Raw genomic sequence first — 21600 nt, forward strand, 5'->3', positions numbered from 1 at the left:
TCCTTCTTCTTACTCACTGCCCCGACCGTCCGCTTCGCTCACCTACCGGCCCACCCCGACCGGCGGCGGCTGCACCCCGCCCGACTGCGGGCGGGCGGAGACCTGGGGCAGCGGCACGGTCTGCAGCACACGGGACACGATGTGGTCGATCGGCACGCCGTCGGCGAGCGCGTCGTAGGACAGCACGAGGCGGTGGCGCAGCACGTCCGGCACCACGTCCACGACGTCCTGCGGCAGCACGTAGTCGCGGCCGCGGATCAGCGCCAGGGCGCGGGAGGCGGCGACGATGCCGAGGCTGGCCCGCGGCGAGGCGCCGTAGGCGACCCAGCCGGCCACGTCCTGGAGGCCGTGCTCGGCGGGTGTGCGGGTCGCGAGCACGACGCGGACCGTGTAGTCGACCAGCGCGTGGTGGACGAAGACGCGGGAGGCCACGTCCTGCAGGCGGACCAGCTCCGCGGGGCTGAGCACCTGGCTCGGCTCCGGGGCGGTCACCCCCATCCGGTAGACGATCTCGCGCTCCTCCTCGGCCGTCGGGTAGTCCACGATGATCTTGAAGAGGAACCGGTCGCGCTGCGCCTCCGGCAGCGGGTAGACGCCCTCGTTCTCGATCGGGTTCTGCGTGGCCAGCACGAGGAACGGGTCGGGCATCGGGAAGGTCTGGCCGCCGATGGACACGTGCCGCTCGGCCATCACCTCGAGCATGGCCGACTGCACCTTGGCCGGCGCGCGGTTGATCTCGTCGGCGAGCACGAAGTTCGCGACCACGGGACCCAGCTCCACGTCGAACTTCTCGGTGCCCTGCCGGTAGATCCGGGTGCCGAGGATGTCGGCCGGCACGAGGTCGGGGGTGAACTGCACACGCGTGAACGACCCGCCGACGACCTTGGCGAAGGTCTCCACGGCCAGGGTCTTCGCGACGCCGGGGACGCCTTCGAGGAGCAGGTGGCCCTTGGACAACAGGCCGACGAGCATGCGCTCGACCAGCCGGTCCTGTCCCACGATGACGCGCTTGACCTCGAACACGGTGCGTTCGAGCAGCTGTCCGTCCCGGGCCGGCGTGCTGACGGGCGCGTCGCTCCCCGATCCATTCACCGACTCCGCCGGCTCGGTCACTGACACAACCTCCTCATGAAGCACCAACTCTCCGATCTACAGGAGACCGGACGAACGGTATGACGGCTGTGAACTACCCACCGACCAAGGGCGGAAGGCGTGCCCCACCAGGGCGAAACGCGGGAAGGCGATTGTCGGCCCGGGTGGCACCCGGGCGTTCTCGGCCCCGTCCGGCCGGCCGCGGGAGCGGTCACGACGGTCGAACGGCTGCGATAATCGCCGCCATGGCCTACGACCGCGAGCTTGCCGAGCGGATCCGGGAGCTCGTCGCCACCGAGCGGGGTGTCCTGGAGCGGCGGATGTTCGGCGGTCTGGCGTTCCTCGTCAACGGCAACATGTCCGTGTCGGCCAGCGGCAGGGGCGGGCTGCTGGTCCGCGTCGACCCCGAGGACGTCGTGGACCTGCTCGACGACCACGTGCACACGGCGATCATGGGTGGCCGCGAGATGCGTGGCTGGCTGCGCGTCGACGCCGCCGTCCTCGACGACGACGCCCGGCTCGCCGAGTGGGTGGACCGGGGCGTCTCCTTCGCGCGGTCGTTGCCGGCCAAGTAGCTTCGTGCCCGTGCTGAGCAAGGACGTCGCCGACATCGCCGCCCGGTACGGGCTGGCGCCGCTGCCCGTCGAGGGCGGCCTGTTCCGCCGGACGTGGGCGGGCCCTACGGACGAGACCGGCCGGCCGGCGGGCTCGGCGATCCTCCTCCTGCTGTCGGCGCCGGACGGCCTGTTCTCGGCGATGCACCGGCTGCCCATCGACGAGGTGTGGCACTTTTACCGCGGCGACCCGGTGGAGTTGCTGCTGCTGTCCCCGTCCGGACGAGCACGCGTCGAACCGCTGGGACCCCAGCTGACCGTGCCCGCCGGCACGTGGATGGGCGCACAGGTGGCGGCCGGCGGCCGGTGGGCGCTGTGCGGGACCACGATGGCGCCGGGGTTCGTCCCGTCGGACTACCAAGGCGGCGACGCGGAGGAGCTGTGTGCCCGGTACCCGTCGGTCGCCGACCGGATCCGGGTCCTGTGCCGCCCCGACGCGCCGGTGCGGATGTCCGATGCTTGACCTGACCGGCACGGTGGCCCTGGTGACCGGCGCGAGCGGCGGCATCGGCCGCGGGATCGCGCTGCGGTTCGCGGCGGCGGGCAGTGCGGTCGCCGTGCACTACCACCGGCAGGCCGACCGGGCGGCCGCCGTCGTCGCGGAGATCGAGGCGGCCGGTGGGCAGGCCGTGGCGCTCGCGGCCGACCTGGCCGACGACGGCGCGTGCCATGCGCTCGTGCGGGCCGTGGTGACGTGGGGCGGGCGGCTCGACACGCTGGTCAACAACGCCGGCATCCAGCCGGTGGAGCCGCTGCCGGAGATGCCGGTGGCGGCCTGGCGGCTGATGTTGGAGACGAACCTGACCAGCGCCTTCTCGTGTACGCAGGCAGCGGCCGAGGTCATGTCGGGCGGGTCGGTCATCCACATCGCGTCGATCGAGGCCGCGCAACCGTCGCCGGGGCACGCGCACTACAGCTCGGCGAAGGCCGCCCTGGTGATGCACGCACGGAACGCGGCGCTGGAGTACGGAGCGCGGGGCATCCGCGTGAACACGGTCTCCCCCGGGCTCATCGACCGTCCCGGGCTGGCGGAGGACTGGCCCGCCGGCGTGGAACGCTGGCGGAAGGCCGCGCCACTGGGCCGCCTCGGCACGCCGGCCGACGTCGGCAACGCGTGCGTCTTCCTGGCGTCACCGCTCGCCGAGTGGATCACCGGCCACAACCTGGTCGTCGACGGCGGGGTCGGCAGCCACCCCACCTGGTGACCGTCAGAGCGGCCTGGTCGCGTAGCCGACGATGCCGCCGTAGCGGACCGCCGCGACGCGTACGTGGGAGCCCGAGAACGGCGCCTCCACCATCCGTTCGTCGCCGATGTACAGGGCGACGTGGTGGATCCTGCCCCGCGTGGCCCAGAACAGCATGTCCCCCGGCGCCTTCTGGGACAGCGGCACGCGCCGGCCCGCGGTCGCCTGGTAGCCGCTGTAGTGCGGCAGTCGTTTCCCGGCCGCGGCGAACGCGTAGACCATGAGGCCGGAACAGTCGAAGCCGACCTTGTCGTAGTCGCCGAACAGGTCCGCCACGCCACCGTCGCGGATGCCCTGGGTCGGCCCGTAGACGTCGCCCCCGCCCCACGCGTAGGGGACACCCAGCTGGGACATCGCCCGCCCGATCACCGCCTGGGCGTCACCGCTCGACGGCGCCGGGCCACCGCTCGACGGCGGCGGCTGGTTCTGCGCCGCCTCCTCCGCCTGCTTGGCCGCGAGCCAGTCCAGGTACGCCTGTCGCTGCCCCTGCAACCCGGCCGCGTTGGACTGGGCCTCCGTGAGCTGGGCCTCCGCCGCGTTCTTCTGGGCCTCCAGCTGCTGGGTGGCCGCCGACTGGTTGGCCTGGGCCCGCTGCGCGGCGGCCATCGCGGCGTCGGCCGCGGCCTTGGCGGTCAGCGCGTCCGCCTGCTTCTGGTTCGCGATGTCCATGGCCTCGCGGGCCGCCGAGTCCTTGTTGGCCTTCTCGGTCCTGGCCAGCTCCATGCCGTCCAGCGCGTCGAGCTGGCTGGCGGCGACCGCGCCGAGCAGCTGGGCCCGCGCCAGGAGGTCGTCCGGGCTCTTCGACCCGATGTAGGCCGACATCGAACCGATCGTGGAGCCCTGCTTGTAGCTGCCGGCGGCGAAGTCGTCGAGGGCCTGGCGGGCGTCGGTGACGTCCTGGCCCGCGCCGTCGGCGGCGGCCTTGGCCTCGTCGGCGTCCGTCTTCGCCGCGGCGGCCTCGTCCTGGGCGGTCCGCAGGTCGACCAGCGCGCGGTTGGCGTCCTCCATCTTCAGCTCGACGTCGGCCTGTAGCTGGTCGAGCTGGGACTCCGCCTCCGCGACCTGGCTGGTGAGCTCGCCGACCCTCGTCGCCTTGGCCCGGGCGTCGGCCTTGCTCGAGCCCAGCTGGTCGTCGCTCGGGTTCGGCGGCGGTGGTGGGACGGCGACCGCCGTGCCGGCGCCCATGCCGACGGTGAGCAGCAGCGACACGACCACGATTCGAAGCCTCGTGCCGCCCACGGTGCACCCTCCCTCGCGCCGTCCGCACACGCCCTGAACTGGGGCTCAGCAAGGCCACTGTGCCACTGTGGACACATTTCTCACCAGCCGCACCACGAGAACCATCGACATCTGGGGCAACTTTCACCCCATAGAACACAGTGGACTCACTCAGGGTGTCGGCCGGCGCCCTCACCAGCCCTGACACCATGGGCCGGGTGCTGACCAAACTCGCGACCCGGCCGCACACCCGGGTCGGCCTCGCCGGCGCCGCGCTGACCGCGGCGGGTTTGGTGACGGTCGCGGTGGGTACGTTCCTGCCCTGGGTGATCTCCGGCACCGTGCTGCGGGACAGCTACGAGTCGATCGCGATCATCCGGTCCGTCCGGTTGCTCGACGGCAGCCCGTTGGCGCTGGTCCTGGACGCGTGGACCCTGCTGATCCCGGTCAGCACGCTGGGCGTGGTCGTGTACGCGCTGGGGTTACGGAGGTCCGCCGCAACGATTTCCGCCCTGATCGCGATAATCGGCGGAACCATCGCGGGGGCGGCGTCCGTCTCAAGCGGTGGCGAGGATGTCCACCTCGGCATCTCGAACGCCGGCCCCATGACGACGTTGGTCGGCGCGGTGCTGACGTTGTCCGGGGTGGTGTGCGTCTTCGCCGGGCGGCGCGGAAAAGCGACCGAAAAAGCAGGAGGGGAATCGTGACCTATCCACCTGGCGGCCAATGGCAGCCACAGGATCCGAACCAGCCGGGGGGCTACGGCCAGCAGGGCTACGGCCAGGGCCACCCGCAGCAGGGCGGGTATCCCCAGAGCAACCCACAGGGTTTCCCCCAGCCGCAGGCCGGCCCCCAAGGTTTTCCGCAGCAGCCGCAGACCGGCCCACAGGGTTTTCCCCAGCAGCCGCAGACCGGTCCCCAGGGCTTCCCGCAGACCGGCCCTCAGCCCCAGCAGTACGGCCAGCCGCCGTACGGGCAGCAGCCGAACTACGGCGGTCTTGCCGGCGGCGGCTACGGCGAGACGCCCAAGAAGAAGGGCAAGGGCCCGATCATCGGCGCGATCGCCGCGGTGGTCGTGGTCGCGGTCGGCATCGCCGCGACGGTCTTCGTGCTCAACCGCAGCGAGGCAGGCTCCGGCGGTGAGGACAACCCGACGCAGGCCGCGACCAACCTGGTCGACAGCCTCAGCCAGGGTGACGTGCTCGGCGTGCTGGAGAGCCTGACGCCGGCCGAGTCGTCGCTGCTGGTCGACTTCAACTCGAAGACCACCAAGCGGCTGCAGGAGCTCAACGTCTACAAGAAGGACGCCGACCCGAACACGCTGCACGGGGCGTCCGTCAAGGCAGCGAACCTGAAGTACGACGAGGACGGCGCGGAGAAGGTCAACGACCACCTGACCATCACCAAGCTCATCGGCGGCACCGTGACGTTCCACTCGGACGTCAGCGACCTGCCGCTGACCGAGGACTTCATGAAGGCGGCGTTCCCGGACGGAGTGAACTCCGAGCCGACCGACGAGAAGGTCGACATCGCGAAGGTCGTGCGCGAGTCCGGCGAGCCGATCCGCATCGCGACCGTGAAGGTCGACGACAAGTGGTACCCGAGCCTGTTCTACACGGTCGCCGACTACGGTCTGCGGAGCGCGAAGAAGGAATGGCCGTCGAAGCCGATCCCGAACAACGGCGCCGGCAGCGCCGACGACGCGGTCAAGGAGATGGTGCAGGCCGCGATCAACGGTGACGCCGAGCGGGTCATCGAGCTGCTGCCGCCGGACGAGATGGGTGCGCTGCACGACGCGGGCCCCGCACTGATCGACGAGCTGGGCAGCCCGAAGTCGTCCGGTGTGGAGGTCACGAAGCTGGAGACCGAGTCGACCAAGGCGGAGACCGGTGGCCAGCGCGTGATGCTGAAGGACATCGAGGTCAAGTCCGACGGCCAGACCTACCACGTCACCAAGAACGGCGACTGCTACACCGCCGAGGGTGAGGGCGAGACCCAGCAGCTGTGCGCCAGCGACATCGCGGGCGAGCTGGGCACCAGCAAGATGAGCGCCGACATGCAGCAGGCACTGACCCACCTGGCGTCCGGCCTCCTGAAGAACACCGGCGTGGTCGCCACCGAGGTCGACGGCAAGTGGTACGTCAGCCCGCTCCGCACCTACAGCGAGCTGGGCCTGTCCGCCCTGTCGGATCTCACTCCGGAGGACGTCATCGCCCTGGTGTCCAACAGCAAGTAGTCTTCTCCGGGTCGACGTCCGGCACTCCCTCGCGGGGTGCCGGACGTTCGCTTTTCCAGCTCCGGTACGACACGACGGCCACCCGGTGACCGAGCCGCTCCGCGATCCGCGATCACCCTTCGAGGAACTCGAGTCTGTTCCCGCACGGGTCGTTGGTGTGGAAGCGCTTGCGGCCGGGGATCTCGGCCGGGTCGGCCCACCGGACGGCATGGCCGGCGGCCTCGATCGTGGTGGCCGTCGCGTCGATGTCGACCACGAACGCCGGGTGGGCCTTCCTCGCCGGGCGGAAGTCGTCCTCGATGCCGACGTGGAGCTCGGCGTCGGGGCCGCCGCGGCCGGGAACCCGGAACCAGCAGCCGCCCCGGACCGCCAGCAGCGGCGGCTTCGGCAGCTCCTCCCAGCCGAGCACGCCGGTGTAGAACGCCCGAAGCCGATCTTCGCTGCCCGCGGGTGCGGCTATCTGTACGTGGTGCAGCATGGTGGCGACCCTCCCTTGGCGTCGAATACAGGACAAGCGTACTGTTTGCGTCCAGAGAGGTAGTCCCGAACTGAACACCACAGGCCAATGGAGTTGGACGTGACCGCACCAGCAAGCAAGGACACCTTCGGCGCACGCCAGTCACTGACGGTCGGCGATGCCTCGCACGAGGTGTTTCGGCTCGATGCCGTCAAGGGCTCGGAACGTCTCCCCTACAGCCTGAAGATCCTGCTCGAGAACCTGCTGCGCACCGAGGACGGCACCAACATCACCGCCGACCACGTCAACGCGCTCGCCGGCTGGGACCCGTCCGCCGAGCCGTCGACGGAGATCCAGTTCACCCCCGGCCGCGTGGTCATGCAGGACTTCACCGGCGTGCCGTGCGTCGTGGACCTCGCGACCATGCGCGAGGCCGTCACCGCGCTCGGCGGCGATCCCGCCAAGGTCAACCCGCTGGCCCCGGCCGAGCTGGTGATCGACCACTCGGTGATCGCGGACATCTTCGGCCGGCCGGACGCCTTCGAGCGCAACGTCGACCTCGAGTACGAGCGCAACAAGGAGCGCTACCAGTTCCTGCGCTGGGGGCAGAGCGCGTTCGACGAGTTCAAGGTCGTGCCTCCGGGCACCGGCATCGTGCACCAGGTCAACATCGAGCACCTGGCCCGCGTCGTGATGACCCGTGGCGGGCAGGCCTACCCGGACACGCTCGTCGGCACCGACAGCCACACGACCATGGTCAACGGCCTGGGGGTGCTGGGCTGGGGCGTCGGCGGCATCGAGGCCGAGGCCGCGATGCTCGGCCAGCCGGTGTCGATGCTCATCCCGCGCGTGGTCGGCTTCAGGCTGGAGGGCGAGCTGCCGGCCGGCGCCACCGCGACCGACCTGGTGCTGACGATCACCGAGATGCTGCGTGACCACGGCGTGGTCGGCAAGTTCGTCGAGTTCTACGGCGCGGGGGTGTCGGCCGTGCCGCTCGCCAACCGCGCCACGATCGGCAACATGAGCCCCGAGTTCGGCTCGACGTGCGCGATCTTCCCGATCGACGGCGAGACCATCGAGTACCTGAAGTTCACCGGCCGCTCTGCCGAGCAGGTCGCGCTGGTCGAGGCGTACGCCAAGGAGCAGGGCCTGTGGCACGACGCGTCGGCCGAGCCCGCCTTCTCCGAGACACTGTCGCTCGACCTGTCCACCGTGGTCCCGTCGATCGCCGGGCCGAAGCGGCCGCAGGACCGGATCGCGCTGTCGGACGCCAAGCCCGCGTTCCGTTCCGCGCTTGGTTCGTACACCTCGGACGCGCCACAGTCCCCGGTGGACGAGTCGGTCGAGGAGTCCTTCCCCGCCTCCGACGCGCCCGCGTACTCCGGTTCGGGCAACGGTGACGGCAGGCCAGAGCACTTCACCGCGGCCGAGGGAGCGGAGGGCCGGCCGTCGAAGCCGACACCCGTGACCCTCGACGGCGCCTCGTTCGAGGTGGACCACGGCGCCGTCGCGATCGCGGCGATCACGTCGTGCACCAACACGTCGAACCCGTCGGTCATGATCGGCGCGGCGCTGCTCGCGAAGAAGGCCGTCGACAAGGGCCTTTCCCGCAAGCCGTGGGTGAAGACGACGCTGGCGCCGGGCTCGAAGGTGGTCATGGACTACTACGAGCGCGCGGGCCTGCTGCCGTACCTGGAGAAGCTGGGCTTCCACCTGGTCGGCTACGGCTGCACCACGTGCATCGGCAACTCGGGTCCGCTGCAGGAGGAGATCTCCGCGGCCGTGAACGACGCCGACCTCGCGGTGGTGTCCGTGCTGTCCGGCAACCGCAACTTCGAGGGCCGGATCAACCCGGACATCAAGATGAACTACCTGGCGTCGCCGCCGCTCGTGGTGGCGTACGCGCTGGCCGGGTCGATGGACAAGGACATCACGACCGAGCCGCTGGGCACCGGGTCCGACGGTGAGCCGGTGTACCTGGCGGACATCTGGCCGTCGCCGCAGGAGGTCCAGGAGGTCGTGGCGTCGGCGATCTCGTCGGAGATGTTCACGAAGGACTACGCGGACGTGTTCGCGGGCGACGAGCGCTGGCAGTCGCTGCCGACGCCGTCTGGCAACACCTTCGACTGGGCCGCCGACTCGACCTACGTGCGCAAGCCCCCGTACTTCGAGGGCATGTCGCCGGAACCCACCCCCGTCACCGACATCGCGGACGCCCACGTGCTGGCCCTGCTCGGCGACTCGGTGACCACGGACCACATCTCGCCGGCCGGAGCGATCAAGCAGGACTCGCCCGCCGGCAAGTACCTGACCGAGCACGGCGTGGAGCGCAGGGACTTCAACTCCTACGGCTCCCGGCGCGGCAACCACGAGGTGATGATCCGCGGGACGTTCGCGAACATCCGGCTGCGCAACCTGCTGCTGGACGACGTGCAGGGCGGGTTCACCCGTAACTTCCTCGCGCTCGACGCGCCGCAGACGACGATCTACGACGCGTCGGTCGCCTACGCGGAGGCCGGGGTGCCGCTGGTCGTGCTGGCGGGCAAGGAGTACGGCTCGGGCTCGTCCCGTGACTGGGCCGCGAAGGGGACGTCCCTGCTGGGCGTGCGAGCGGTCATCGCCGAGTCGTTCGAGCGGATCCACCGGTCGAACCTGATCGGCATGGGCGTGCTGCCGCTGCAGTTCCCGCAGGGCGACTCGGCGTCGTCACTGGGACTCGACGGCACGGAGAAGTTCACCATCGAGGGCGTGACGGCGCTCAACGACGGCGAGACCCCGCGCACGGTGAAGGTGACCGCCACGCGCGAGGACGGCACCACCACGGAGTTCGACGCGGTCCTCCGCATCGACACGCCTGGTGAGGCCGACTACTACCGCAACGGCGGCATCATGCAGTACGTGCTGCGCAAGATGGTCAACAGCTGATCTCTGTGTCCCGGTGCCGGCGGCCGTTGGTCGCCGGCACCGGTGTTTTCAAGGAGCGATCGGCCACCCGCGGGTGGCCCGTGCACGACAGCGACTCGCGGAACAGCCCGCGGGGCAGGCATCCGTGAGCGATGGCGGTCGGGCAGAGGAGGCTGGCGCCCGCCTTCTCGCCACGCCCGCCATCGCCGGGTCGGCTGTGGGAGCCGTGCCGGAGACCCCCTGCCGGCGTTGCCGTTCGGTTGTCGCGGTTCCAGGTGGCGGCCGGGGTCAGCGGGTGGCTCGTCTGCCCGTGGCGATCTCCTTCGTCTCCTCCTCCCGGTTGACCCTCATCAGCAGGGCCACCCAGGTGCGGTACGGCGCCCAGGATTCGGCTATCGCGATCAGGTCACTCTTCGTCGTCGCCCGGTAGGCACGTCTCATCTCCTCGTGCAGGCGTTCCTCCGCCTCCGGGAAGACGTCCGGGTGGGCGGCGCCGCGGAGCAACACGAGCTCCGCCGAGAAGCTGCCGATGCCCGGGAGCTCCTTCAGCCGCGTCAACGCCTCCCGCACCGGCAGGGACCTCAGCTCCGCCGCGTCCAGCCGGCCTTCCAGCGTGGCCTTCGCCACGGCCTTCATGCGGTCGCTCTTCAGCTCGCTCACCATCGGCACGTGTGGTTGCGCCAGCAACACCGCCGGCGCCGGGAACGTCGGCATCGTCTCGCCGTGCACGTCCACCGTGTCGCCCAGGCGCACGGCCAGCTGTTGCTTGATCGCCGCGGCCTGGGTCATGCGGACCCGGTGGCTGAGGATCGCGTAGCACGCGGCCTCGTACGGCGAGTGGAACGCCACCGGGCGCAGGCCCGGATGGCGCCTTTGGAGGGCGCCGACCACGGGGTCCCGGGCGCCCACGTCCGGGAAGCCCGAGCCCGCCACGTCGATCGACAGGATGCGGCGGACGGCCGCCACCACGTCGTCCACGTCGGACTGTTCGGCTCGGATGGCCACGCGGAGGGGACCCCCGGGCACCGGTTGTCGTACCAGTACCCCGGCGGGGCGCCAACTGGGCGCCACCGGGAACGCCAGGCGTAGCTCGCCAGGGGTCGCGGCCGCGCCGGCGCGGGCGGCCGGGGCGAAGCCCTCCAGGAACCGGGCGCTCGTGGTGAGGTCGAACGGGCCGTCGACGGTCAGGTTGAACCAGGTGATCTGGTCGAAGGTTGTCATGGGGTGCACTGTGCCGGGAGGCACCGACAAAAAGGCTGGGGCGGGGTTTGTGAAAGGGACTTTCGTGCGGGAAAGGAGTCGGGCGGCCGGTGTCCCACGTCACCGGCCGCCCGAGGTCACCTCAGCTCGTCCGTGCCCGCGGCGCGCCGGGGAACGGCTGCACGTCCGGGTGGCACACCGTGCCGGAGCCCGGAACCCGCAGGTTGACGAGGAAGTCGGCCGCGATCCGGTCGGTGCACGCGCTGCCGCCGAGGATGCAGTGGCCGAACGAGTCGACGCTCACCAGCCGTGCGTTGCCCAGCTGCCGCGACATGCGCCGCGCGAACTCGTACTGCGTGGCCGGGTCGTAGTAGTTGCCGAACACCAGCACCGGGTTGTCGGTCCGCTTGTTCCACGGCCCGTTGTAGGTGTCCGGATCGCGCACCGGCCAGGTCGGGCACCCCGCCGGGTCGCCCCACGCCAGGTACCGGCCGAAGCTCGGCATCTGGCGCTCCCACCTGTCGGCCAGCGCCGGAATGCCGGACGGCCGGTTGTGGAACGGCTTGTCCGAGCAGTTCACCGCGAGGTACGAGTCGTCGCTCAGGTACGGCGTGTCCGGCAGGATGTCCGCCCTGCCCTGCCGGGTCGTGCCCTGCAGCGCCCGCACCGCCTCGCCGGTCACGGTGATCGCCGAACGCGACGCCGGGTTGATCGCGTTCCACAGCGCCTGCAGGATGTCCGCCAGCTGTGTGAAGACCTCCGGCGCGTACAGCACGCCCGCGACCGTGCCGGTCAGCGTGCCCTCGTCGACGACCTCACCGTCGGCCAGGGTGATCGGCCCCTCGTTCCGCAGGTGGTCACGCAGTTCGTCGTACTTCTGCCGCGCGCCGCCGCTGAACGAGCAGCCGGCGCCCGCCGCGTCGCAGCGGGCCAGCATGGCGTCGAGGGAGATCTCGAAGCCGTTGGTGCGCTGGCGGTCGTACTCGACGCCGTCGTGCAGGCGCAGGTTCGGGTCGACGTTGCCGTCCAGGATGATCGCGCGGGTCTTGTTCGGGAACAGGTTGACATACGTCGCGCCCAGCAGCGTGCCGTAGGAGAAGCCGACGTAGTTCAGCTTGGCGTCGCCGACGGCCTGGCGCAGCACGTCGAGGTCACGGGCGACGTCCTTCGTCGACATGTGCTCGAGCAGCGGACCGGCGAACCGGGCGCAGAACTGGCCGTAGTCCTTGAGCGCCTTGAGGGTCGACGCCTCCTCCCGGGCCGTGACCGGCAGCGCGGCCATGCGGCCGAACACCTCGTCGGCGTCCTCCGCGGTCGCGAAGCAGCGCAGTGGCGTGCTGCGTGCGACGCCGCGCGGGTCGAAGCCGATCAGGTCGAACCGGTCGAGTACCCCCGGCTCGAAGATGGCGCTCCCGGCCATCGGCAGGTTGAAGCCACTGCCGCCGGGACCGCCCGGGTTGAGGAACAGCGAGCCGATCCGCGCGGCCTGGTTGTTGGCCGCACGCCGCATCAACGCGATGTTGATGGTGCCGAGTCGCGGCTTGTCGTGGTCCAGCGGCACCGCGTAGTCGGCGCAGCTGTACCGGGGAAGCTCGTCGGCGGGGAGGCCGTCGAGCTCGTCGGCGGGACACTGGCTCCAGGAGATCGGGGCCGGAGCCTTCGCGGTTGCGGGCGCGGCGGAGGCGGCGCCGGGCGCCACCAGACCGATCGCCCCGGTTGCGAGGGCCACCAGGACGGTGGCACCCCGCCGGACCGAGCGTGTGGGTCTTGCAGACACGACAGAACCCTTCTCCCGACCTGGAGCGACGTCTCGTCACAGCAACAGTCGAAAGAGTCACACAATGTGATGATCTTTAATATAGACAGATCGGGCGAACCGGCTAGAGCGTTCGGCCAAGCCCGAAAGTAGGTAAGGGCCGTGACCACGCGGCCACGGCCCCTCAGCCACGCCGATCAGCCGACCGCCCGCGCCAGGGAGACGCCGAAGCGGCCCTCGCCGTCGGTCCACCACCTGGTCAGGCCGAAGCCCGCCTCGGCAAGCTCGGCCGCCACGCGGGCCCGCCGGAACTTCGCCGAGACCTCCGTGTGCAGCTCCTCGCCCGCCTCGAACGGCACCGTCAGGTCGAGCCCGCGGACGTGCACCGCCATGGCCCTGGTGGCACGCAGGCGCATCTCGATCCACTCCTCCTCGGCGTCCCAGCGCGCCACGTGCTCGAACGCGGACACGTCGAAGTCCGCGTCCAGCTCACGGTTCAGCACCCGCAGGACGTTGCGGTTGAACTCCGCCGTCACGCCTGCCGCGTCGTCGTACGCCGCGACCAGTGTCGCGGGGTCCTTCACCAGGTCCGTGCCCAGCAGCAGCCACTCCCCCGTCTCCAGGTCGTCCCGCAGCGCGGACAGGAACTTCGCGCGTTCGGCCGGGACCAGGTTGCCGATCGTGCCGCCCAGGAACGCCACCATGCGGGGCTCGCCGCCCGGCAGCAGGGCCAGGTGCCTGGTGAAGTCGCCGACCACGCCGTGGACGGTCGCCGGCGCGTAGTCCGCGCGCAGCACCGCGACCGACGCCTCCAGGGCGGAGTCGGACACGTCCAGCGCCACGATCTCGCGGAGGGTCTCCCTGCGCCGCAACGCGTCCAGCAGCAGCCGGGTCTTCTCCGACGAGCCGGAGCCCAGCTCCACCAGCGTGTGCGCGCCGGTCAGCTCGGCGATCTCGTCGGCATGCGCGGCCAGTACCTCCCGCTCGGCCCTGGTCGGGTAGTACTCGGGCAGGCGGGTGATCGCCTCGAACAGCTCGCTCCCCCGCGCGTCGTAGAACCACTTGGGCGGCAACGTCTTCGGGGTCGCCGTCAGTCCGGTCAGCACGTCCGACCGCAGGGACCGGACGATGTCGTCCTGGGTCAGGTGGACGGTCAGGTCCGTCATGACAGCACCTCGATCGCTGCGCAGCCTTCGTTCATCGTGCTCCCACCTCGATAATGTCCACACTGGACGGTGTCGCCGTCACGAGGTGCCCGTCGGGCACCTCCCGCCAGCTCGGGTCCTCGTCGTACGGTTCGGACGCCACGACCGCGGCACCGGGCCGCGCACGCACCCACAGAGCGTGCGTCCACGCGGTGCCGACGATCGTCGAACCGTTGGTCAGCAACAGGTTCAGCCGCGAGTCCGGCGCGGCCGCGGCCACCTCGGTCACGACCGAGGCCACCGCGCCGGCCGGTTCCTCGCCCGCGGTCAGGCGCGCCCGCAGCAGCAGCCACAGCAGCGCGGCGTCCGTTGGCGCGTCCATCAGCAACAGATCGGTCACCGGCAGCCGCCCGGCCAGCCCGGCGACCGACGACGGCCAGCCACGCACCAGGCCGTTGTGGCTGAACAGCCACGGCCCGGCGGTGAAGGGCGCGCAGGCGGTCTCCACGACCGGCATGCCGACGGTGGCCGAGCGGACGGCCGCCAGCACGCCGCCGGTGGTGACGGAACCGGCCAGTCCCGGCAACGCCGCGTCGGTCCACATGGGACCGACGCGGCGGAGCCGGACGGGTTCGGGATCTCCCGCGTACCAACCGATGCCGTAGCCGTCCGCGTTCACCGTCCCGCCGCCACGCATGTCGCGCGGCGCCCAGGACTGCCGCAGCAGCGAGTGCGGCGGCGTCAGCAGCAGGTCGGCGAGCCGCACGGGCTCGCCGACGTAGGCCAGATGCCGGCACACGGCTCAGGCCAGCTCCTCGCGGGACGCGTCCCGTGCGCAGCGGAACCCGGCGAAGATCTGCCGCCGGATCGGGAGGTCCCAGTTGCGGAACGTCGCCCTGGCCGCGGCCGGGTCGGTCCCGAACGAGCCACCACGCAGCATCTTGTAGTCGCCGCCGAAGAACACCTCCGAGTACTCCCGGTACGGGAACGCCTCGAAACCCGGGTAGCCGTGGAAGTCCGAGTCCAGCCACTCCCACACGTCCCCGATCAGCTGGTGCACCCCCAGCGGGGACACCCCGGCCGGGTACGCGCCCACCGGCGCCGGCGACAGGTGTCGCTGGCCGAGGTTCGCGTGCGACGGGTCGGGGTCCTCGTCACCCCAGGGGAACCGGCGCGAGCGGCCGGTGGCCGGGTCGAAGCGGGCCGCCTTCTCCCACTCCGGCTCGGTCGGCAGCCGCTTGCCCGCCCACGTGGCGTACGCGAGGGCCTCGTGGAAGCAGACGTGGACCACCGGCTCGTCCGGCGGGATCGGCTCCACGTGGCCGAACCGGTCGCGCAGCCAGCCCGCCCCGTCGCGCACCCAGAACCGCGGCGCGGTCAGGTCGGCCTTCACCCGGTAGGCCCAGCCCTCCTCGGTCCAGAACCGGGAGTCGTCGTAGCCACCCGCGGCGACGAACGCGAGGTACGCCCCGTTCGTCACCGGCGCCGTGTCGATGAAGAACGCGTCCACGTGCACGTCGTGTGCCGGCCGCTCGTTGTCCAGCGCCCACGCCTCGATCGACGTGCCCATCGTGAACCGGCCCGCGGGCACCAGGACCTCGTCGGCCGGGAGAGCGCTGCCGGCCGGCGGCGGCGGCGCGTGCAGCACCGGCGCGCCGGTCCGCAGCTGGTGGGTGGCCAGCATGGTCTCGTCGTGCTGCTGCTCGTGCTGGACGATCATGCCGAACGCGAAGCCGCCCGTCTCCAGGCGACGGCCCTCCAGCGGGCTGCGTTCCAGCACGTCCAGCACCTTGTTCCGCACGTCACGCACGTACCCGCGCGCCTCGGCCGGGTTCAGCAGCGGCAACGTGGGACGGTTCGCGCGCGGGTGCTGGAACGCGTCGTACAGGTTGTCGATGTCCTCCCGCACCGGCTCGCGACCACCCACGTCGCGGACCAGCCAGAGCTCCTCCTGGTTGCCGATGTGCGCCAGGTCCCAGACCAGCGGGGACATCAGCTTCGAGTGCTGTCGCACCAGGTCGTCGTCGTCCACGGCGTCGGTGAGCGTGACGCTCCGGTCGCGTGCGCGGCGCAGCTGCGCGGCCACGTGCTCGCGCAACGCCTCCGTGCCCGCCTCTGCCGAGTTGGTCGCTGCGCTCACTCGCGGCCGCCTCCTTCACCCGTCGATCCGGAGGAGGTGCGTTCGCTCCGCTCTCGTGCGATGGTCATCTACTGCTCCTCACGATGAGTTGGTCGAGGTCGGCGACGATCGCCGTGGTCAGGTCGGACGACAGGCCCATGCCCGGCACCTTGGTGGCGCCGAGCGAGAGCACGGTGGCCGCGGCGGTCGCGATCGCCTGGTCGGCCAGGCCGTCCCGGGCGGCCGGCAACCACCGGTCACCGACCGGCAGGCAGGCCTCGAGCACGGCCTCGACCGTGGGTTGGTCCGACATGAGCGCGGCGAGCAGCGTGGTCGGCACGACCCAGGCGCTGCCCGGCTGCGCGTCGAGGTAACGCACCTCGAAGTACCCGTGCGGCCGCACGGGCGGGAACATGGTCGAGATGTGGTAGTCGAGGTCGTCGGTGGTCGGGGGCCTGGCCAGGCCCCCGGCGACCCAGTCGGCGAACGTCAGCCCGACCGGTGTCTCCCAGCGTTCACCGTCTCCCCGGACGCACAGGACGGGCGTGTCCAGCACCCGCCGCGCCCAGTCGGCCGCCGGATCGTCGACGATCGCGGACGGCATCGACCTCGGCGGGTCGGTGCCGAGCACCGCCCGCATGCGTGCCGAGGCCCAGCCGGTCGGCCGGCCGGCCAGCGTCGGTGAGTTCGCGAACGCCGCGACCAGCACCGGACCGAGCGCGCACACCGCGGCCCACCGGTCCGCGACGGTGTGCGGCTCACCCACGTCGAGGCACACCTGTAGACCGGCGGAGCAACACATCATGGTGATCCCGTGCGGGCCGATGGCCTCGAAGACGTGCTCCATCGCCGCGTAACGCGGGGTGTCGAGGACCCGAGCCGGCGAACGGTGCTGGTCGAGACCGCGGTCACCGAGCACCAGACCGGCTTCGCGGAGCAGTTCGGCGAGGAAGGCTTGGTCGGCGGTGACCACCTCGAACAGCTCGGCGAGGGAAGAGGAAGGAAGGGACGATATCTCGACCTGCCCCCCGGGTTCGACCGTGAGCGGCGACCCGGACGGGAGCGGGAGCTCTGGACTGTCTTTGACGAGTGTTCGTGGAGCGTAGGAACCAAGAGCGGCGGCCAGCCTCGAAGCGTCCAGCGGCCGCCGCGGATCGTCCTCATGGTGGACGGTCCACTCCAGCTCGACGCCGTGCAACTTCGGTGGGCCATGCTTGAAACAGACAGAAGCCACATATGCCTCAGCCTCCACCCGATTGCGCAGCCAGCGCCCAGCAGGGCCTCTGACCTGCGGATGCTTGAGTGTCGCCATAGCCGATCACACCTCCAACAGGGACTGAAATCGACGCTACACGCGACCACCGACAATCACGTGACAGAAGAACGCACACCACTGGTCCACCGGGGTGAGATCTGGAAGACGTACGTACGGATTGCATCCGGATGGCCGGCCTGCCACGATCGCTGAATGCCCCGGGTCAGCCAGGATCACCTCGACGCCAGACGCCACCAGATCCTCGACGGGGCCCGGGTGTGTTTCGCCCGCTACGGCTACGAGGGCGCGACGGTGCGCCGGCTCGAGGAAGCGACCGGCCTCTCCCGAGGTGCCATCTTCCACCACTTCCGCGACAAGGAGTCTCTCTTCCTCGCCCTGGCCGAGGACGACGCCCTCCGGATGGCCGACGTGGTCGCCAAGGAAGGCCTGGTCCAGGTCATGCGCGACCTCCTGGCCACCCAGGACGGCGCCGACTGGCTGGGCAGCCGCCTGGAGCTGTCCAGACGGCTCCGCACCGACCCGGAGTTCCGCGACCGCTGGGCGGAACGGTCCCGCAACCTGACGCTGGCCACCCGCGCCCGCCTCGTCCGCCAGCGCGAGGCCGGCAACCTCCGCGACGACGTCGACGTGGACGTCCTCACCGCCTACCTGGAGCTCGTGCTCGAGGGCCTGGTCTCCCACCTGGCCATGGGCCTGCCCGCCGACGACCTCGACCCCGTGCTGGACCTCGTGGAGGCCTCCGTCCGGCGCGGGAGCGGGGCGCCGGAGGCCGCCCGCGACTGAGCGCGGCGGCCCGTTCAACACATGTCGGTGATCGGTCCTAGCCTGGGCACCATGGAACTTCTGGACGCGCACGCCCAGGCACTGGCCGTCTTCGACAACGCGATGCACAAGATCGGCCTCACCGACTGGGACTCCCCGACGCCCTGCGCGGACTGGACCGTCCGGGACCTGGTGAACCACATCGTCGGCGAGCAGCTCTGGGTGCCGGACATGCTCGCCGGCCGCACGGTCGAGGAGGTCGGCGACAAGTTCGACGGCGACCAGCTGCACGACGACCCGCTGTACGCCTGGCGTGAGTCGAGCGACGCCGCACGGGCCGCGTGGGTGCAGCCCGGCGCCGTCGAGCGGACCGTCCACCTCAGCTACGGCGACGAGAGCGCCGAGCAGTACGGCTGGCAGATGACCACCGACCTCGCGGTGCACGGCTGGGACCTCGCCACCTCCCTCGGCGCGGACGCGGGCATCTCGGACGAGCTGGCCGCGCGGCTGCTGGAGTTCATCGAGCCGCAGCTCGCGATGTGGTCGGGCACCTCGATGTTCGCCGAGCCCGTGCCGGTGCCCGACGACGCGCCGGCCGCGACACGCCTGGTGGCGCTGCTCGGCCGCAAGCCCTGACGGCCGGCGCGCCTTACACTGGTCATTACTTCCATCTGGACAGGAGTGACCGAAAGCCGTGCCCGAAGCACAGTCCCCCAGCGACAGTACCGAGCCGGGCGAGCCCGGCTGCCATACGCGTCCGGTTCTCGGCGGTGATCGCCGATGACCGGGTTGCTCCTGGAACTCCTCGGCGTTCTCGCCATCCTCGCACTCACCTTCGGCACGGCGGTCTTCGTCGCGGCGGAGTTCTCCCTGACCGCTCTGGAACGCAGCCAGGTGGAGCAGCACCTGCGCACCGTCGGCGACGCCCGCGCCGAGCGCGTCGCCAAGGCACACCGGTCGCTGTCTTTCCAGCTCTCCGGCGCCCAGGTCGGCATCACGATCACGACGCTGACCATGGGTTACCTGGCCGAGCCGATCATCGCCGGCTGGCTCGAGCCGCCGCTGTCCGCGCTCGGCATCCCGCACGGCGTCTCGGTCGGCGTGGCGCTCGTGCTGGCGCTGGTCCTGGCGAACGTCATCTCGATGCTGTTCGGCGAGCTGGTGCCGAAGAACATCGCGATCGCCAAGCCCCTGGCGACCGCGCGGGCCGTCGCGGGCGCGCAGACCCGGTTCTCCACGATGCTGAGCTGGTTCATCAACGCGCTCAACAGCTGGGCGAACTGGCTGGTCCGCAGGCTCGGCATCGAGCCGGCCGACGAGCTGGCCTCCGCGAGGTCACCGCAGGAGCTCGGCTCGCTGGTCCGCACGAGCGCCGCACGCGGCACGATCGACGCCGGCACCGCGACGCTGCTCGACCGCTCGCTGCGCTTCGGCGAACGGTCGGCCGACGAGCTGATGACCCCGCGCGTGCAGGTCGAGTCGCTGCCGGCGGACGCGACCGTGGTCGACCTGGTCGACCTGGCCCGCCGGACCGGCTACTCGCGGTTCCCGGTGTACGAGGGCGACCTCGACGACGTGCGCGGGGTCGTGCACGTCAAGCAGGCGTTCAGCGTGCCGGTGGACAAGCGCGCCGCTACCCGGATCAGCGACCTCATGCAGCCGGTGCAGACCGTGCCGGAGAGCCTCGACGGCGACACGCTGCTCGACCGGCTGCGGAAGTCGGGGCTGCAGCTCGCGGTGGTCGTCGACGAGTACGGCGGCACGGCCGGGCTGGTGACGCTGGAGGACCTGATCGAGGAGATCGTCGGTGACGTGCGCGACGAGCACGACCGGGGCGAGATCAACCCGGTGCGCCCGCTGGGCCGGGACAGTTGGATGGTCTCCGGCCTGCTGCGCGACGACGAGCTGTCCGACGCGACCGGCTTCCGCATGCCCTCCGGTGACTACGAGACCCTGGCCGGGCTGGTCCTCGCCCGGCTCGGCCGGATCCCGGAGGTCAACGACGAGGTCCAGGTCGACCGCTGGCGGATCACGGTGATGGCCATGGACCGCCACCGCGTGGCGGAGCTTCGCGTGGCCCGGGTCGCCGAGGTGAGCACCCGATGAGTGGTGGTGCCGCGATCCTGGTCGCCAGTTTCCTGCTGATACTGAACTCGTTCTTCGTCGGCGCCGAGTTCGCCCTGGTCAGCGCCCGCCGCGACCGGCTGGAGGCGATGGCGGACCGGGGGGTGGACCGGGCGCGGATGGTCATGCGTGCGGCCGAGCACACGTCGATGATGATGGCCGGCGCACAGCTGGGCATCACGCTCTGCACCATCGGCCTCGGCGCGCTCGGCGAGCCGACCGTGGCGCACTTCCTGGAGGTCGTGCTCGGCCCGGTGAACCTGCCGGCCGCGGTGCTGCACACGGTCGCGTTCGTGATCGCCCTGGTGTTCGTGTCGATCCTGCACATCGTGCTCGGCGAGATGGTCACCAAGAACATCGCGATCGCCGCGCCGGAGCGGACCGCGGTGTGGCTGACGCCGGTGCTGATCGGCTGGGTCCGGCTGGTCCGTCCGGTGATCTCGCTGCTCAACGCGGTGGCCAACCGCACGCTGCGCCTGCTCGGGGTCGAGCCGAAGGACGAGATCGAGAGCGCGCACACGCCGGAGGAGCTGGCGAACATGATCGCCGACTCACGGCGCGAGGGCCTGCTCGACGAGGAGGAGCACCGCAGGCTGACACAGACGCTGTCGTCGGCGGAGCGGACGGTCGTCGACGTGCTGGTGCCGCTGGCGGAGGTCGAGACGGTGCCGCACCCGCCGACGGTCGGCGACGTCGAGGAGGCGGTCAACCGCACCGGCTTCTCCCGGTTCCCGGTGCGCATGCCGGACGGGCGGCTGAACGGGTACCTGCACATCAAGGACGTGCTGGACCTGTCCGACCAGGACCCGGCCACACCCGTGCCGTACCACCGGATCCGCGGCCTGCCGGAGCTGCCGGCCGACTCGCGGCTCGACGAGGCGCTCGCGGCGCTGCGCCGGGCCCGCAGCCACGTGGCGAAGGCGGTGGCGGCGGACCGCGCGGTGCTCGGCGTGGTGGCGCTGGAGGACCTGGTGGAGGAGTACGTCGGGACCGTCCGGGACGCCACACACACCGATCCCGACACGTGACCCGGGCGCCTGCCGGCGCTGCCATGCTGATGCGATGGTGTCCCGGCAGGCGTCGCTGGTCGCGGCAGGGTTGGTCGCGGCAGCGTTGGTCGTGGCGTCGGTCCTGCTCGCCGCCTGTGCCCCCGCGGTGCGGCCACGGCCGGTGGCGGACCCCGTCGCCCGCGCGAGCGCCCGCCTCGGCTCGCCGGACCTGGACGAGCGGCTGGCGGGGGTCCACGAGCTGGAGGGACTGATGCGGCGGTACAGGTCGCCGCACCAGCCGGCGGTGATGCGGGCGCTGTCGGCGTTCGTGCGTGCGCGGGCCACCGGCTGCGGCCACGCCGGGCCGGCGGAGGACGTCGAGGTCGCGCTGTCCGTGCTGCGGCACCGCGATCCCGCACGCGACGGTGGCACGGTCATGGACCTGCACGGAGCCTGTCTCGCCG

General features: G+C 71.1%; 20 protein-coding genes. 11 read left to right on the forward strand and 9 right to left on the reverse strand.

What is annotated here, in order from left to right:
* Positions 1 to 42 precede the first annotated feature (42 nt).
* A complete protein-coding gene (locus VET29_RS13475; protein ID WP_324919747.1) occupies positions 43 to 1113 on the reverse strand; it encodes a MoxR family ATPase in 1071 nt (356 codons plus the stop codon).
* Positions 1114 to 1337: 224 nt separating this feature from the next.
* On the opposite strand from VET29_RS13475, the gene VET29_RS13480 reads away from it, so the two are divergent.
* Genes VET29_RS13480 through VET29_RS13490 form a run of 3 tightly spaced genes read left to right on the forward strand, consistent with a single transcriptional unit; the run spans position 1338 to position 2911 of the window.
* The gene (locus VET29_RS13480; RefSeq protein WP_324919749.1) at positions 1338 to 1667 is read left to right on the forward strand and encodes a TfoX/Sxy family protein; all 330 of its coding nucleotides are present in this window, start codon (positions 1338 to 1340) and stop codon (positions 1665 to 1667) included.
* A gap of 10 nt (positions 1668 to 1677) precedes the next feature.
* Positions 1678 to 2169 (forward strand): cupin domain-containing protein, encoded by a 492-nt coding sequence (locus tag VET29_RS13485; protein WP_324919751.1) that lies wholly within the window; start codon positions 1678 to 1680, stop codon positions 2167 to 2169.
* Entirely contained in the window at positions 2162 to 2911 is a 750-nt protein-coding gene (locus VET29_RS13490; protein ID WP_324919753.1) for an SDR family oxidoreductase, read from the forward strand. The genes VET29_RS13485 and VET29_RS13490 overlap by 8 nt, the downstream gene beginning before the upstream one ends.
* A 3-nt stretch (positions 2912 to 2914) precedes the next feature.
* On the opposite strand, the gene VET29_RS13495 is transcribed toward VET29_RS13490, so the two are convergent.
* Entirely contained in the window at positions 2915 to 4189 is a 1275-nt protein-coding gene (locus VET29_RS13495) for an NlpC/P60 family protein (RefSeq protein ID WP_414636493.1), read from the reverse strand.
* 197 nt (positions 4190 to 4386) lie between these two features.
* Between VET29_RS13495 and VET29_RS13500 the strand changes: the two genes are divergently transcribed.
* Positions 4387 to 4875 (forward strand): hypothetical protein, encoded by a 489-nt coding sequence (locus tag VET29_RS13500; protein ID WP_324919755.1) that lies wholly within the window; start codon positions 4387 to 4389, stop codon positions 4873 to 4875.
* On the forward strand, positions 4872 to 6404 hold the full coding sequence (locus tag VET29_RS13505) for a flagellar basal body protein FliL (protein WP_324919757.1): 1533 nt from the start codon (positions 4872 to 4874) through the stop codon (positions 6402 to 6404). Before VET29_RS13500 ends, VET29_RS13505 begins: the two co-directional genes overlap by 4 nt.
* Before the next feature lie 112 nt (positions 6405 to 6516).
* Here the strand turns inward: VET29_RS13505 and VET29_RS13510 are convergent, their stop codons facing one another.
* A complete protein-coding gene (locus VET29_RS13510; protein ID WP_324919759.1) occupies positions 6517 to 6882 on the reverse strand; it encodes a VOC family protein in 366 nt (121 codons plus the stop codon).
* 99 nt (positions 6883 to 6981) lie between these two features.
* Here VET29_RS13510 and VET29_RS13515 point away from each other — a divergent pair, with 99 nt between their 5' ends.
* A complete protein-coding gene (locus tag VET29_RS13515) occupies positions 6982 to 9786 on the forward strand; it encodes an aconitate hydratase (RefSeq protein ID WP_324919761.1) in 2805 nt (934 codons plus the stop codon).
* 267 nt (positions 9787 to 10053) lie between these two features.
* Here VET29_RS13515 and VET29_RS13520 read toward each other — a convergent pair whose 3' ends face one another.
* The 6 genes from VET29_RS13520 to egtA all read right to left on the reverse strand — a co-directional run bounded on the left by VET29_RS13520 (position 10054) and on the right by egtA (position 17297).
* On the reverse strand, positions 10054 to 10986 hold the full coding sequence (locus VET29_RS13520; protein ID WP_324919763.1) for a DNA-3-methyladenine glycosylase 2 family protein: 933 nt from the start codon (positions 10984 to 10986) through the stop codon (positions 10054 to 10056).
* 121 nt (positions 10987 to 11107) lie between these two features.
* Positions 11108 to 12694, reverse strand: a complete 1587-nt coding sequence (locus tag VET29_RS13525) for an alpha/beta hydrolase (RefSeq protein ID WP_324919765.1) — start codon at positions 12692 to 12694, stop codon at positions 11108 to 11110.
* A gap of 224 nt (positions 12695 to 12918) precedes the next feature.
* Positions 12919 to 13887, reverse strand: a complete 969-nt coding sequence (egtD, locus tag VET29_RS13530) for an L-histidine N(alpha)-methyltransferase (protein ID WP_324919767.1) — start codon at positions 13885 to 13887, stop codon at positions 12919 to 12921.
* Positions 13888 to 13918: 31 nt separating this feature from the next.
* Positions 13919 to 14665 carry an ergothioneine biosynthesis protein EgtC gene (egtC, locus tag VET29_RS13535; protein ID WP_324919769.1) on the reverse strand — a complete coding sequence of 249 codons (747 nt, stop codon included), beginning with the start codon at positions 14663 to 14665 and terminating at the stop codon, positions 13919 to 13921.
* A gap of 3 nt (positions 14666 to 14668) precedes the next feature.
* The gene (gene egtB / locus VET29_RS13540; RefSeq protein WP_414636494.1) at positions 14669 to 16006 is read right to left on the reverse strand and encodes an ergothioneine biosynthesis protein EgtB; all 1338 of its coding nucleotides are present in this window, start codon (positions 16004 to 16006) and stop codon (positions 14669 to 14671) included.
* A gap of 64 nt (positions 16007 to 16070) precedes the next feature.
* Complete coding sequence (gene egtA / locus VET29_RS13545) at positions 16071 to 17297, reverse strand: ergothioneine biosynthesis glutamate--cysteine ligase EgtA (protein ID WP_324919771.1); 1227 nt, start codon at positions 17295 to 17297, stop codon at positions 16071 to 16073.
* Between the two features lie 156 nt (positions 17298 to 17453).
* Here egtA and VET29_RS13550 point away from each other — a divergent pair, with 156 nt between their 5' ends.
* The 5 genes from VET29_RS13550 to VET29_RS13570 all read left to right on the forward strand — a co-directional run.
* Positions 17454 to 18044 carry a helix-turn-helix domain-containing protein gene (locus tag VET29_RS13550; protein WP_324919773.1) on the forward strand — a complete coding sequence of 197 codons (591 nt, stop codon included), beginning with the start codon at positions 17454 to 17456 and terminating at the stop codon, positions 18042 to 18044.
* 51 nt (positions 18045 to 18095) lie between these two features.
* Positions 18096 to 18659 (forward strand): TIGR03086 family metal-binding protein, encoded by a 564-nt coding sequence (locus VET29_RS13555; RefSeq protein ID WP_324919775.1) that lies wholly within the window; start codon positions 18096 to 18098, stop codon positions 18657 to 18659.
* Positions 18660 to 18803: 144 nt separating this feature from the next.
* Positions 18804 to 20129, forward strand: a complete 1326-nt coding sequence (locus tag VET29_RS13560; protein WP_324919777.1) for a hemolysin family protein — start codon at positions 18804 to 18806, stop codon at positions 20127 to 20129.
* On the forward strand, positions 20126 to 21175 hold the full coding sequence (locus tag VET29_RS13565; protein ID WP_324919779.1) for a hemolysin family protein: 1050 nt from the start codon (positions 20126 to 20128) through the stop codon (positions 21173 to 21175). Before VET29_RS13560 ends, VET29_RS13565 begins: the two co-directional genes overlap by 4 nt.
* Before the next feature lie 34 nt (positions 21176 to 21209).
* Positions 21210 to 21600: hypothetical protein (locus tag VET29_RS13570; RefSeq protein ID WP_324919781.1), on the forward strand; the 391-nt coding region annotated here is incomplete at its 3' end.

Source organism: Actinophytocola sp. (assembly GCF_035634895.1).
Lineage (GTDB): Bacteria > Actinomycetota > Actinomycetes > Mycobacteriales > Pseudonocardiaceae > Actinophytocola.